Below are 13321 nucleotides of genomic sequence, written 5' to 3' on the forward strand. Positions count from 1 at the left end.
GCACCCGTTGAAAAAACGCGGAAATAGCTCAGTTGGTAGAGCATAACCTTGCCAAGGTTAGGGTCGCGAGTTCGAGTCTCGTTTTCCGCTCTCTTTGAAAGGATGCTCGAATGGTGGAATGGTAGACACGAAGGACTTAAAATCCTTTGGCCATTGCGGCTGTGCGGGTTCAAGTCCCGCTTCGAGTACTATAGTTGCATCCTAAAAGCTCCATAAGTTCATTACTTATGGAGCTTTTACTTTATTCATGGAGATGTTATCTATATGCCGTTAGTTATGCAATAAGGATAACATTCGCATGCATTGATGGACAGTTCTCTCTATGTTGCTGCAGGTCCTTGATTTTTCCATAGCTTGCTCTTGAGAGACCGGACCTTCTACAATAGGATATACAGCCAGAAAACCTGCATTATTCAGCAATTCGGTTTCATCCACACATCCGGCAATACCAATTACAGGAATATTTTTTCGTTGGGCTGCTTTGAGAACTCCCATAGGGGCTTTTCCCATTATAGTTTGGGCATCCATTTTCCCTTCGCCTGTAATCACAAGATCGGCTCCTTGTAGTTTTTCATTAAAATGGAGAGCATCCAATACAGTGTCAATTCCCCGGGATAACCGAGCGTTGAAGAAGGCAATAAAACTGCCACCCATGCCTCCGGCTGCTCCTGCTCCAGGGATAGCATCAATATCCTTATATAGGGTTTGGGCAATCAACTGTGCAAAATGCTTCAGTCCTGTGTCTAATATGCGTATTTGTTTTGCATCGGCTCCTTTTTGGGGAGCAAAAATAAATGCGGCTCCTTGTGGTCCGGAAAATGGGTTGTTTACATCGCATGCGATGGTGAATGTACACTTTGCCAGTTTATCTTCCGGGAAATCGTTGCTATCAATCATCTCTATCTTTTGAAGTATTTCTCCTCCATACCCTAATAAATTCCCGGCTATATCCCGGAACTTCATGCCTAATGCCTGCAACATTCCCGTGCCTGCATCATTGGTGGCACTACCTCCGATTCCTATCAGAAATTTCCTGCAACCGTGTTCCAAGGCATCCTGTATTAATTCGCCTGTACCATAAGTGGTTGTTTTCATCGGATTTCTCAGATGGGGTTCAATCAATGTCAGTCCACTCGCGGCTGCCATTTCGATGACAGCAGTTTCTCCATCTCCCAAAACGCCATACCGGGCTTCTATTAACCGCATTAATGGATCGTGTACGTGACACGAATGTATCCGCCCATTTGTTGCACTGACCAGTGCTTCAATTGTTCCTTCTCCGCCGTCCGCTATAGGGAGTTTTATGATTTCGCATTTCGGAAATACTTTTCGAATACCTTTTTCACAAGATACAGCTACCTCTGCGGATGACAGGGAACCCTTAAACGAGTCGGATGCAATGATTATCTTTTTCATGCTTGGAGAAAATTGTTTTTATTTAGAAGATGTGATAATAATCATAAGAAGCGTTGAAAATAAAAAGCCGGAATGTAACACGAATCATTCCGGCTTTTGTCCCTAATCAAACCTAATCTAACAAACCTATGAAGCTATTCTGTTGCTGATAACCCGCATTGCTGCAGTGTAATATTCACAGGGGACAGAAAGCAGTATGCAATCTATTCCTTTGTCCTTCATCACCACTTCGATAGATGCAGCCTTTAGAAGGGTTCTCACACTTGCCACTTCCCATGGGCTACCAGCGAATACTTCAACCTGAGAAATCTTTCTACTTACTACCATTTGCTTTTTAGTTATTAAATGAATATGTTGCAAATATAGCAGGTTGTTTTCTTTCAGAAGAGCAATTTTAGTTCATATTATAGCACTTATGTTGCAAACGTTTGCTGATTTGTTGGTTTGGTCAATATTTTATGTACGAATTTTGTATAATTGGGCTATTTCTCATCATTCTTACGGATTTCCACCCGCCGGATTTTGCCACTGATAGTTTTGGGTAATTCATCTACAAATTCAATGACACGTGGATACTTATAAGGAGCCGTTACTTTTTTCACATGGTTCTGGAGTTCTTTTATCAATTCTTCACCTGCACGTTCTTTATAATCTTTTGCCAGCACAATAGTTGCTTTTACCACTTGCCCTCGAATTTCATCGGGTACACCAGTGATGGCACACTCCACTACAGCAGGGTGGGTCATCAGCGCACTTTCTACTTCAAACGGTCCGATACGGTAACCGGAGCTTTTTATTACGTCATCGGCACGCCCTACAAACCAAAGATAGCCGTCTTCATCTTTCCAGGCCACATCACCTGTATAATAGATGCCGTCATGCCATGCTTCGTGTGTACGCGCAGCGTCGCGATAATACTCTTTGAACAGTCCCAACGGTTTACCGTTAGTAGTCCGAATAACAATCTGTCCTTGTTCGCCAGCCTCTACCGAACGGCCTTCATAGTCTATCAGGTCAACATCATATTGGGGGTTAGGGACTCCCATGCTTCCCGGTTTCGGTTCCATCCAGGGGAAGGTGGCAACTGTTAGTGTTGTTTCCGTTTGGCCGAACCCTTCCATCAGTTTGATGCCTGTCAGTTTCTTAAATGTATCGAATACTGCCGGATTTAATGCTTCACCGGCAATCGTGCAATATTCCAAGGAAGAAAGATCGTATTTGGTCAGATCTTCGTGAATCAGAAAACGGAAGATTGTGGGAGGGGCACAAAGTGAAGTAACATGGTAGTTTTGTATTTTCTCCAATATGTCGGCTGGAGTAAACTTCTCGTGGTCGTAGACGAAAACATTAGCTCCGGCTATCCATTGTCCGTACAGCTTTCCCCATACAGCTTTTCCCCAACCTGTATCGGCGATGGTGAGATGAAGGCTGTTCTCTTTCAGATTGTGCCAGAAACTACCGGTGACAATATGTCCCAACGGATAGGTGAAATCATGTGCAACCATTTTGGGCTCACCGGTCGTTCCGCTGGTGAAGTACATCAAAGAGATATCATCGTTGGAGTTTGGATGTTCCGGTTTAGCGAAAGGGGCTGCATCTTTAATGCCTTGATGAAAATCTTCGAATCCTTCTGCTATTTCAGGGCCAACACTTACCAAATGTTTCACTGTAGGAGAGTCCGGCATGGCATCTATGATATGTTTAGTAATAACCTCTTCTCCGGCTGCTACGATCATCTTTATATCGGCTGCATTGCAGCGATATACGATGTCTTTCTTGGTTAGCAGGTGGGTGGCAGGGATAACAACGGCTCCCAGCTTATGCAAAGCGATGATGCTGAACCAAAATTCGTAACGTCGTTTCAATATCAGCATGACCATATCACCATGTCCGATGCCCAGACTTTGAAAGTAGGATGCTGTCTGATCTGTATATTGTTTTATATCCGCAAAAGAGAACTGGCGTTGTTCACCTTTATCATTGGTCCATAACAAAGCCGGTTTGTCTGGCTGTTCAGCAGCCCAGGCATCTACTATATCGTATCCGAAGTTGAAGTTTTCCGGAACATTTATCTTTAAGTTCTTGACAAAATCTTCCTGTGAACTGAAGGAAGTTTGCGATAAAAATCTATCTATCATTTTCTTCATTTAAATAATTACATGATTACTGCCAGAAAGCGCACTGTTTTTCCATCCAGTGCTTTCATTCCATGGGGCAGTTTTGAGTTGAAGTACAAGCTGTCTCCTTCGTTTAGTATCAGGTCTTTTCCATCTATGCTGATCATCATGCGACCTTCAAGTACCAAGTTGAACTCCTGGCCGCCATGGCTATTATAGTGTATCGGTTCGTTGTCCGGTTTTGGTTCGACAGTTACGATAAACGGGTCGGCGTTTCGGTTCATAAAGCCCGCCGCTAATGATTGGTATTTATACGCCTTGGTACGCTCTATACTGGTTCCTTTACCTGCACGTGTCAGGAAATAGCTGCTCATCTTAGGCTCTTCTCCGAACATCAGAGCATCAAGAGCTATGCCGTATTTACGTGCGATTTTTTGCAGCATACTTACTGAGATGTCGTAATCTCCGGTTTCTGCAAGACGATATTCTTCCGCTGAAATCTCACAATCACGGGCGATGTCTTCAGCTGTCAGTTCAAGTACGTCACGTAGTCCACGCAGACGTTCTGCTATTTGTTTAATTTGGTCGTCCATATAAATTTAGTGTTTAGTGATTAATGTTTTTGTTTTTTGTGATTAAAATTAGATAATCACTATCTTGATGCTTTCATTGCTTTAATAATGGCAGAGGTAAATCCATTATGCTCTAACTCATTGATACCTTTGATTGTAATTCCGCCGGGAGTAGTCACTTTGTCAATCTCTACACTCGGATGGGTATCGTTGTTCAGTATCAGTTCGGCAGCCCCTTTTACAGATTGCGCAATCATATCCATGGCATCCGACGGACGGATTCCCATTTCAATACCTGCTTGCATAGCAGCCTGAATATATTTCAGTACATAAGCAATGCCACAAGAGGTTAGAGCAGTAGCTGCTTCCAGCTTGTCCTCAGGCAAAATCATAGCCATCCCCATCTCACTGAAGAGGTTGACCATCAGTGTTTCCAGATCGTGTCCGGCATTTCGTGAAGCTATCAGTGTCATACTTTGTAGTTCGCTGATAGCTGTATTGGGGACAATACGGAACATGGGCATCTCTGGTTCAACGACATCATGCGCCAATTGTTCGAAGCTGATTCCGGCTGCAACGGAAACGAGAATCTGTTTGCTTTTTAGTTTCATTTCGCGGAGCACACTTCTGATTAGCCAGGGTTTCACGGTCAAAATCACAATATCAGCACCGATAGCAGCTTCTGCATTATTGCGAGTGGTAGTGATAGAAGGGAATTCTTTTTTCAACGCTTCCAGTTTTCCGGCACTGGGGTTGGACACTATAATATCGGAAGCCGAGATCAGCTTGCCTTTTGCCAGTCCGCAGGCAATGGAGCCTCCCATATTTCCTGCACCAATGATAGCTACTTTCATATTTTATAATTATTTAGTCTGTTTCTGACAAAGGTATAAGTAAAAAGTGAAAATACGAGCAAACGTGGCAGGTATTTTCACTTTTTCACTTTCCTTATAAGGATGCTGATTATTAACCGAGTACTTTTCTTAGCCGGACAAGGAATTCATCGGCTTCTGCCTTGCTGAGGCAGAGAGGAGGTAGCAAACGGATTACATTCGTACCACTGGCACCGGTAAATACTTTTTGTTCGTGAATCAAGCGGTTGCGGATTTCCTTTACCGGTTGGTCGAACTCCATTCCGATCATAAGTCCGCATCCGCGAACTTCTTTGATTTCTCTGAATTTTTTCAATTCTTCTAACAGATAGGTACCGATGTCGGCTGCATTTTCTACCAACTTTTCCTGTTCAATGACATCCATCACCGCCAGTGCAGCGGAGCAAGCCAGATGATTGCCACCAAAAGTAGTCCCGAGCATGCCATATACCGGTGTGAATATCGGGCTGATCAGTACTCCTGCCATGGGAAATCCGTTTCCAATACCTTTGGCAACAGTGATTATGTCAGGTTTGATTCCGGCATACTGGTGGGCAAAGAATTTGCCACTACGTCCGTAACCGCTTTGTATCTCGTCCAAGATCAGGATTGTGCCGTTGTCAGTGCAGGCTTTACGAAGTTCCTGCAGGAATTCGGTTGTTGGTATTTTGATACCGCCTACTCCTTGTATGCCTTCAATAATGACAGCACAAACATCTCCTTTTGCCAGTTCGGCTTTCATCGCCTCCGTATCGTTTAGCGGAAGGTAGGTTATATGCCCGTTGGCATTGATCGGAGCTATAATCTTAGGATTATCTGTAGCTTCTACCGCCAGCGAAGTACGCCCGTGAAAAGCTTTGCCGAAAGATATTACTTTGGTCCGTCCGTTATGGAACGAGGCCAATTTCAGTGCATTTTCATTTGCTTCGGCACCACTGTTGATCAGGAATAGGGAGTAATCTTCATATCCGGATAGTTTTCCAAGACGTTCGGCTACCTGTTGCTGTAACTTGTTGATTACAGAATTTGAATAGAAGCCCAGTGTTGCCACTTGCTTGCTAATCATGTCAACATAATGCGGGTGAGCATGTCCGATCGAGATGACAGCATGTCCTCCGTAGAGATCCAGATATTCCGTGCCGTTTTCATCCCAAACGTGACAACCTTTTCCTTTTACTATGTTTATATCAAAAAGGGGATATACGTCAAATAGGTTCATTGCTTTTTAGAATGCAGAGGGTTTAAGGCGCAGGCCTACCGTCTCCTCCAGATTAAACATCAGGTTCATGTTATGGACTGCCTGCCCGGATGCACCTTTCAACAGATTGTCAATACAAGAAATGATCAATAGTTTATCACCGTGTTTTTCCAGGTGAATCAGACATTTATTGGTATTTACTACCTGTTTCAGGTCTATGTTTTTGTCTACGATGTGTACAAACGAGTCTTTGGAATAATATTCCTCATACATGCGTACAATTTCCTCTAATGCTACCTTTGTTTTTACGACTAAAGTAGCAAAAATACCGCGGGGAAAATCACCCCGGTAAGGGATGAAGTCAATTTCTGAATCAAAACTATTCTGTAATTGTTTCAGCGATTGCCTGATTTCGGGAACGTGTTGGTGTTCAAAAGCTTTGTACACGCTCATATTATTGTTTCGCCAACTGAAATGACTGGTGGCTCCAGGTTTTACTCCTGCTCCTGTGCTTCCTGTAATAGCGTTTACCATTACATCTCCGTTTAGCATCAGATGTTTTGCCAATGGAAGTAATCCTAATTGGATACAAGTAGCAAAGCATCCCGGATTGGCTACATGTTTTGCTGTGCAGGTTGCACGGCGATTTAATTCCGGCAGGCCATAAATAAAGTCATGATCCGGTGAAGCAATGCGGTAGTCCATTGATAAATCAATGATTTTCAGATCCTCCGGAATGTTGTGACTTTCTATAAATTTCTTTGTATCTCCATGGGCGGTACAGAAGAAAAGCACATCGATGTCTTCTAACGGGAGTTCGTCGGTAAAGACCAGATCGCACTCTCCGTAAAGTCCTTCATGCACATCGGTAATTTTGTTTCCGGCATTACTGGTACTGTTAACGAATATGATTTCGGTTTCGGGATGGTTGATAAGCAGGCGGATAAGTTCGCCTGCCGTGTATCCTGCTCCGCCAATTATTCCTGCTTTTATCATACTTCTTCGTCTTTATGGTTAGCATAGTAAACACGTAGCGGGGTAGAAGTTACTTTGATGAAGCCTTTAGCGTCTTCGGCTGTCCAACCCTTTTGCATTTCTCCATATTCACCAAATTTGGTTTTTACCAGATCGTCTTGTGACTCTACACCAACGGTGGAGAATGACAAGGGGCGGAGTTCAAGGATTGCAGTACCGTTTACATTGCGCTGAGATTCCTGTAGCATTGCTTCAATATCACGCATTACCGGTTCCAGATACTGGCTTTCGTGAAGGAACATGCCATACCAGTTGGCTACTTGGTCTTTCCAATATTGTTGCCATTTGCTCAGCGTATATTTTTCGAGGAACCGGTGTGCGCCGATGATAAGCATCGGGGCAGCTGCTTCAAATCCAACACGTCCCTTAATGCCGATGATGGTATCTCCTACGTGCATATCACGACCAATACCGTAAGCTGCACCTATTTCTTCCACCTTCTGGATGGCTGCAATCTTGTCTTCAAAGACTTCACCGTTTACAGCATGAAGCTCACCGTTTTTAAATTCAAGACGCAGTAGTTCGCTACCTTCTTTGGTGACTTGTTTCAGATAAGCTGTTTCGGGCAATCCCTGTGCGCTGTCCAGAATTTCTCCTCCACAGATGGAAGTACCCCATAATCCGACGTTATAAGAGTATTTCAGCTTCGTAAAGTCGGCTTCGAAACCATTTTTGTTCAGGTAATCGATTTCCTCCTGACGACTTAGGGCCATATCACGAGTCAGCGTAATGATTTCTACACCTGGAGTCATGACAAGGAAAGTCATGTCAAAGCGAATCTGGTCGTTTCCTGCTCCGGTAGAACCATGTGCAATGGCTTCTGCACCAATCTCCTTGGCATAACGTGCAATGGCCAGTGCCTGGAAGATGCGTTCGGAGCTAACAGAAATCGGGTAAGTGCCATTACGCAGTACGTTGCCGAATATCATGTATTTCAAACTCTTTTCGTAGTATTCCTGAGTGACATCGAGGGTGACATATTTCACAGCACCCAGTTTGTAGGCATTCTCTTCGTTCTGCTTCAGTTGTTCTTCGCTGAAACCGCCTGTGTTGGCGCATGCAGCGTACACTTCATATCCTTTTTCCTTAGCCAGGTACATTACAGTGAACGAGGTATCGAGACCTCCGCTGAATGCAACCACTACTTTCTTTTTCTGTTCCATAGTGCTGTATTTTTTAAATGTTATTTCTTTCTTGTTCCTTTTTAATGTTATGCGGATCTGCCGGATCATATAGCATGGCGGTGCAAATACAGAATTTACGATTCTTTGCCACCAGGATTTCATGGTTAGTGCAACCTTCACATCCTTTCCAGAAAGCTTCGTCATCGGTCAGTTCATTAAATGTGACCGGTACATATCCCAGTTCCGTGTTCATTTTCATCACGGCCGCACCACTGGTCAAACTGAATATTTTAGCTCTCGGCCATCGTAAACGAGCCAACTGAAAAGAGGCCTGTTTGATACGTTTGGCCAATCCTAATCCCCGGAAGTCGGGATGTACAATCAATCCCGATGTAGCAACGTATTGTTTGTTTCCCCATGATTCAATATAAGTAAATCCGGCAAACACATCTCCACTGAGGGCTATGATTGCTTTTCCTTCTTTCATTTTGGTGGCTACGTACTCATGTGTACGTTCTGCTATTCCGGTTCCGCGTACTTTTGCTGCGTTTCTGATTGTCTCCAAAATAGTGTCAACGTAAACCTCATGCGAGGCGTCGGCTACCATAACATCTATTTGTTGAGTGTCCATTTTTGATTTAGTGTAGAGTATAATTGTTGTTAGTTAGTTGATATTCGGAATAATGAGAGACAAGAAACTTCGTACGGCAGTGGGAGTCACTCCTTCGCGCAACACCAGCATGATGGTATCGTCTCCGGCAATCGTTCCCAGAATGGTATCCGACTCACGGTTATCAATGTCGTAAGCCATGCTGCTCGCGTATCCGGGGCGGGTTTTGATTACTGCAATATTTCCGGAGAACTGAAGGGAGATAAATCCATTATTCATTAACATTTCACTGGCACTTTGGTCGCCAACCCGTTTGTACATGATGTCATTGGGCAATACATATACATATTTGCCATTCATGCTGGCAGCTTTGGCTACTTTCAGTTGTTTCAGGTCACGTGAAAGAGTGGCTTGTGTCAGTTCGAATCCTTCCTGTCCTAATTCTTGCAAGAGTTCTTCTTGTGAACCTACTTCTTTACTGGAGATAATCATTTTTATGGCATCTAACCGGTTTGCTTTCTTCTTCATCTTGTATAATTATTCTAAGAATGGCGCAAAAGTATGCAATAATTTGGAAATAGTATGCATAAAAGGCTGTTTTTTTACTCTTTTTATACATAAACATAGCATATGTTGTGGAAATATGCAGAAATAGTAGCATGAATATATCTATGCTTGAATGGTTATGTAGTTTTTATGAATTGCTGAATTCTGATTAGAAGCGATATATAAATAAGGTGAAGATATATTTCTATGGAATCAGAACTGATTGGGAGGTGGATAGTTGTATGGAAAGGAAGATTAGGAAAACTGTTGTTTTTAATATAATTCAATTATTCCTCTAAAAAAAACAGACAAGCCGCTCAATTTGAACGGCTTGTCTATGCGAATGTCGGAATGAGGCGACTCGAACGCCCGACCCCTACGTCCCGAACGTAGTGCGCTACCAACTGCGCTACATTCCGCTATCTGCAAAGTGGTGCCACCAGGAATCGAACCGGGGACACAAGGATTTTCAGTCCTTTGCTCTACCAACTGAGCTATGGCACCTTTGTGATTGCGGGTGCAAAGATAGGTATAATTTTTAATACTGCAATAGTTTGGCAAAGAAAATATAAAATATTTGCTCAAACGAGGTGAAGAGCATCTTTCTCTTCCGGATTTTAAGATGGATATAATATACATTTCTGATGAAAATGACATTAATTGATACGTTTCTATACATAGGACAGGGCGTTAATTGGGGACATAACTTGCCATCTGTATTATTAGGAGGAAAGGTTTTTTTAAATGTAGTCATTTTTAGTAAAATAAAGGTTTACTCTTCCTTTGACATCCTGAATGGTTTCTCCAAAGAAATAAGAGGTTGTATCCGGTAGAATTTAGATTAAATCTCCGGATACAACCTCTTTCATTCAGGTAGATAGATATTTCCTTTTAACTTTACTTTTGCGGAGTGTCCTTATCAGAAGGAGCAGAACCTGCTGACGGTGCAGAAGTAGTATTGGTAGAAGTGTTAGCACCGCTTACAGCCGGGCCGGATACTGTTGCAGTAACAGGAGCTGCTTGCGGTTTGGCTTGTGCTTCCCAGTGGAAGGGTTCAAAAGTACTGTTGGGGTCGGCCCATGATGGTTTCTTTGCTGCGTAGATGATGAACGGAGCAATGACTACAACCAGTGCGCCGATGATCAATACTGAGAACCATACAGTGTTGCTGCCGGTAGAGATCTGGCTGGGCGGAATGAAGCTGAGGATGAATGCCAGCAATGAGCCAAGGAAGCCCAGGCCGCCTACAATCCACATTAAACCATTACCCTTCTTACCGATACGGAACGGGCGGTTGGCCTTCTTCATGTTATAGCGCAGATAGATGGCGCCGGAGAACATAAGCAAGTACATCACCAGATAAAGAATAACTGTCAACTGTGACAAAATCTGATAGAAACTCTGTACGGAAGGCATAACCACAAACAAAAGGCTCAATACGGTAACAGCACCACCCTGAACGAACAGAATGTTTTTCTGTACACCCAGTTTGTTGGTCTTCTGGAAGAACGGAGGCATATAACCGGCCTTACCTACGGCAAAGATACCTTTTGACGGACCGGCAACCCATGTCAATACACCTGCCAACACACCAAATGCAAGGGCGATGGCGATGATTGGTGATAACCAGGAGGCATGGATATATCTGAAGTAATTATCGAAACCTACAAGTAAGCTCTGTGTCAAGCTGATGTCCTTGGCCGGAATAATGATACCCAGTGAGAATGTACCCAATACGAAAATGATTACGGTGATAAATGCACCGATAAATACAGCTTTCGGATAGTTTTTTGACGGGTTTTCCATATCCTTTACATGGATACCGCCCATTTCCATACCGGCATAAAAGAGGAAGATACTGGCTGCTAACACCACGTTATCAAAGTTGGTCAGGTCGGGGAAGAAACTGCTGTGGAAGTCGAGGTTGGAATGACCTCCGGATGCCAGGTAGGCAATACCCAGAATAATCAGCAGGGCAGCCGGAATAATTGTTCCGACCATACCACCTACTTTAGCTACTTTACCTACCCATCCCATACCTTTCAGTGAGATGAAGGTAGCCAGCCAGTAGATGATAAGCACAACGGCCAGTGTGTAGTATTTATTGCTGGCCAGTGTCATGTCATGTGCGTCATTTGTTCCGATGAAAGCGATGGATACGGCACCGAATGTCAATACAGTCGGATACCAGATCGTACTTTCAATCCATTGTACCCAGATGGCAAGGAATCCTAATTTTTTTCCGTATGCTTCGCCTACCCAACGGAACACACCACCTTGTTTGTCTTGGAACATGGCAGCCAATTCCGCCGCAACGAGTGATGTCGGAATAAGGAATACGATAGCTGCGAAAAGATAATAGAAGGCCGAACTCATTCCATATACGGCCTCGGCAGGAAGTCCACGTAGGGATACTACTGCCGTTACGTTCATGATCGCCAGGGTGAATACCCCCAGTTTCACTGCTTGTTTAATATTTGCCATAAGTTAAGGTTTTAAGTGAAAAATATTTTTAAGTCAGTGTCTATAACAACGTTTAACGTAAGATGTTTCAGTTTACTAACGTCAAACTTGGTTAATTAACATCGGCCAAGAGTGAGAAAACCGGTTTTTCTCCTGATCTTGATTCGATATCAAACAAATCGTGTATGACTCTTGTTCCTTTTGCATAATTAAAAATAACCCATAAAATATCAGTGCTTATGAAAATGGCTCTTTCTGATTTTTCTTTACGGAAGAAAGGGATCTACGGCATTCTGCATGTCATCATCCTGCTGCTTTCTCTTTTTCTGGTCATCAGTATTTCGATTGATACATTCAAGGGCATCCCTTTTTATACTCAGTCGGTATATATGAAAGTCCAGTTGTGGATTTGTGTCTTGTTCCTGTTCGACTTTATTCTCGAATTGTTTCTTTCGAAAAACAAATGGCACTATCTCAGTACACACTTCATTTTCCTGCTGGTGGCGATACCCTACCAGAATATTATATCGTATATGGGATGGACTTTCTCTCCCGAAGTGACTTATATGATTCGTTTCGTTCCCTTAGTACGGGGTGGGTATGCGATGGCCATTGTGGTAGGTTGGCTCACTTATAATAAGGCTTCCGGTCTGTTTGTCTCTTATTTGACTATGCTGCTTGCCACTGTCTATTTTTCCAGTCTGGCTTTCTTTGTGCTTGAGCATAAAGTCAACCCGCTGGTGACCGGTTACGGAGATGCGCTCTGGTGGGCATTTATGGATGTGACTACGGTTGGTTCCAACATCATTGCCGTCACCGTGACGGGACGTGTACTCTCGGTGCTGCTGGCTGCACTGGGTATGATGATGTTCCCGATCTTTACTGTTTATGTCACCAGTCTGATTCAGAAGAAGAATAAAGAGAAAGAAGAATATTACAAGCAGTTGGAGGCGGCCGATGACAGTAAACAAAAGTAAGGCTTTTCAGCTCTCTGTCCCGCAGGGACGGGAGTTGATATAGAGAGAGGGAAATAACTCTATCCGGAGAATGCGTCATTGGAGTGCGTACCCTATGGGAGGGCATCTGTCACGTCGAATGCCGGTTCCGTTTACATACCGGGGTAAATGCTTTTACGTACCGGGGTAAATGGCTTTACATACCGAGGTAAATGCTTTTACATACCGAGGTAAATGCTTTTACATACCGAGGTAAATGCTTTTACATGCCGGGGTAAATGGTTTTACATAGAAAGGGGAAATTCAGGTAAATATAATCTGCTGGTTATCAGTGTTACTGAGGCGGTCGCCCAAGTCGATGTTTTCCGGATAAAACTAAAAATACTGCCCATCCACATATGGCAGACAGGCA

12 protein-coding genes and 4 tRNA genes are annotated in these 13321 nt (G+C 43.5%); 3 read left to right on the forward strand and 13 right to left on the reverse strand.

The window, feature by feature from the left end; genetic code table 11:
* Positions 1 to 17 precede the first annotated feature (17 nt).
* Positions 18 to 90: transfer RNA gene (locus tag DBK98_RS06835), tRNA-Gly, on the forward strand.
* Positions 91 to 104: 14 nt separating this feature from the next.
* Positions 105 to 188, forward strand: a tRNA-Leu gene (locus tag DBK98_RS06840).
* An 82-nt stretch (positions 189 to 270) separates the two neighbouring features.
* Here DBK98_RS06840 and DBK98_RS06845 read toward each other — a convergent pair.
* The 13 genes from DBK98_RS06845 to gadC all read right to left on the reverse strand — a co-directional run bounded on the left by DBK98_RS06845 (position 271) and on the right by gadC (position 11974).
* Positions 271 to 1416, reverse strand: coding sequence for a glycerate kinase (locus DBK98_RS06845; protein WP_032536158.1), 1146 nt, complete (start codon positions 1414 to 1416; stop codon positions 271 to 273).
* A 126-nt stretch (positions 1417 to 1542) separates the two neighbouring features.
* Positions 1543 to 1743 (reverse strand): DUF2007-related protein, encoded by a 201-nt coding sequence (locus DBK98_RS06850; protein WP_005778894.1) that lies wholly within the window; start codon positions 1741 to 1743, stop codon positions 1543 to 1545.
* A 155-nt stretch (positions 1744 to 1898) separates the two neighbouring features.
* A complete protein-coding gene (locus tag DBK98_RS06855; RefSeq protein ID WP_032531776.1) occupies positions 1899 to 3554 on the reverse strand; it encodes an AMP-binding protein in 1656 nt (551 codons plus the stop codon).
* 17 nt (positions 3555 to 3571) lie between these two features.
* Positions 3572 to 4126 carry a helix-turn-helix domain-containing protein gene (locus DBK98_RS06860; RefSeq protein WP_005778890.1) on the reverse strand — a complete coding sequence of 185 codons (555 nt, stop codon included), beginning with the start codon at positions 4124 to 4126 and terminating at the stop codon, positions 3572 to 3574.
* A gap of 59 nt (positions 4127 to 4185) precedes the next feature.
* Positions 4186 to 4959 carry a pyrroline-5-carboxylate reductase gene (gene proC / locus DBK98_RS06865; RefSeq protein WP_005810731.1) on the reverse strand — a complete coding sequence of 258 codons (774 nt, stop codon included), beginning with the start codon at positions 4957 to 4959 and terminating at the stop codon, positions 4186 to 4188.
* A 112-nt stretch (positions 4960 to 5071) separates the two neighbouring features.
* A complete protein-coding gene (locus tag DBK98_RS06870) occupies positions 5072 to 6196 on the reverse strand; it encodes an aspartate aminotransferase family protein (RefSeq protein ID WP_005778885.1) in 1125 nt (374 codons plus the stop codon).
* A 6-nt stretch (positions 6197 to 6202) separates the two neighbouring features.
* Positions 6203 to 7171 carry an N-acetyl-gamma-glutamyl-phosphate reductase gene (gene argC, locus DBK98_RS06875; protein ID WP_005778883.1) on the reverse strand — a complete coding sequence of 323 codons (969 nt, stop codon included), beginning with the start codon at positions 7169 to 7171 and terminating at the stop codon, positions 6203 to 6205.
* On the reverse strand, positions 7168 to 8373 hold the full coding sequence (locus DBK98_RS06880; RefSeq protein ID WP_005778881.1) for an argininosuccinate synthase: 1206 nt from the start codon (positions 8371 to 8373) through the stop codon (positions 7168 to 7170). Before DBK98_RS06880 ends, argC begins: the two co-directional genes overlap by 4 nt.
* Positions 8374 to 8386: 13 nt before the next feature.
* On the reverse strand, positions 8387 to 8965 hold the full coding sequence (locus DBK98_RS06885) for a GNAT family N-acetyltransferase (protein ID WP_005778879.1): 579 nt from the start codon (positions 8963 to 8965) through the stop codon (positions 8387 to 8389).
* Between the two features lie 33 nt (positions 8966 to 8998).
* Complete coding sequence (locus DBK98_RS06890; RefSeq protein ID WP_005778877.1) at positions 8999 to 9472, reverse strand: arginine repressor; 474 nt, start codon at positions 9470 to 9472, stop codon at positions 8999 to 9001.
* A 364-nt stretch (positions 9473 to 9836) separates the two neighbouring features.
* Positions 9837 to 9909, reverse strand: a tRNA-Pro gene (locus DBK98_RS06895).
* 12 nt (positions 9910 to 9921) lie between these two features.
* Positions 9922 to 9994: transfer RNA gene (locus tag DBK98_RS06900), tRNA-Phe, on the reverse strand.
* Positions 9995 to 10387: 393 nt separating this feature from the next.
* Positions 10388 to 11974: a putative glutamine/gamma-aminobutyrate antiporter GadC gene (gadC, locus tag DBK98_RS06905; protein WP_032531757.1), complete on the reverse strand. Its 1587-nt coding sequence runs from the start codon at positions 11972 to 11974 to the stop codon at positions 10388 to 10390.
* Positions 11975 to 12192: 218 nt separating this feature from the next.
* Here gadC and DBK98_RS06910 point away from each other — a divergent pair, with 218 nt between their 5' ends.
* Positions 12193 to 12930, forward strand: a complete 738-nt coding sequence (locus tag DBK98_RS06910; protein ID WP_005810725.1) for a potassium channel family protein — start codon at positions 12193 to 12195, stop codon at positions 12928 to 12930.
* Positions 12931 to 13321: the final 391 nt, after the last annotated feature.

This window comes from Bacteroides sp. PHL 2737 (assembly GCF_004115325.2).
GTDB lineage: Bacteria > Bacteroidota > Bacteroidia > Bacteroidales > Bacteroidaceae > Bacteroides > Bacteroides hominis.

Coding starts and splice junctions, on each gene's coding strand:
- DBK98_RS06845 (WP_032536158.1), bottom strand. CDS start 1,416: ATGAAAAAGATAATCATTGCATCCGACTCGTTTAAGGGTTCCCTGTCA.
- DBK98_RS06850 (WP_005778894.1), bottom strand. CDS start 1,743: ATGGTAGTAAGTAGAAAGATTTCTCAGGTTGAAGTATTCGCTGGTAGC.
- DBK98_RS06855 (WP_032531776.1), bottom strand. CDS start 3,554: ATGATAGATAGATTTTTATCGCAAACTTCCTTCAGTTCACAGGAAGAT.
- DBK98_RS06860 (WP_005778890.1), bottom strand. CDS start 4,126: ATGGACGACCAAATTAAACAAATAGCAGAACGTCTGCGTGGACTACGT.
- proC (WP_005810731.1), bottom strand. CDS start 4,959: ATGAAAGTAGCTATCATTGGTGCAGGAAATATGGGAGGCTCCATTGCC.
- DBK98_RS06870 (WP_005778885.1), bottom strand. CDS start 6,196: ATGAACCTATTTGACGTATATCCCCTTTTTGATATAAACATAGTAAAA.
- argC (WP_005778883.1), bottom strand. CDS start 7,171: ATGATAAAAGCAGGAATAATTGGCGGAGCAGGATACACGGCAGGCGAA.
- DBK98_RS06880 (WP_005778881.1), bottom strand. CDS start 8,373: ATGGAACAGAAAAAGAAAGTAGTGGTTGCATTCAGCGGAGGTCTCGAT.
- DBK98_RS06885 (WP_005778879.1), bottom strand. CDS start 8,965: ATGGACACTCAACAAATAGATGTTATGGTAGCCGACGCCTCGCATGAG.
- DBK98_RS06890 (WP_005778877.1), bottom strand. CDS start 9,472: ATGAAGAAGAAAGCAAACCGGTTAGATGCCATAAAAATGATTATCTCC.
- gadC (WP_032531757.1), bottom strand. CDS start 11,974: ATGGCAAATATTAAACAAGCAGTGAAACTGGGGGTATTCACCCTGGCG.
- DBK98_RS06910 (WP_005810725.1), top strand. CDS start 12,193: ATGAAAATGGCTCTTTCTGATTTTTCTTTACGGAAGAAAGGGATCTAC.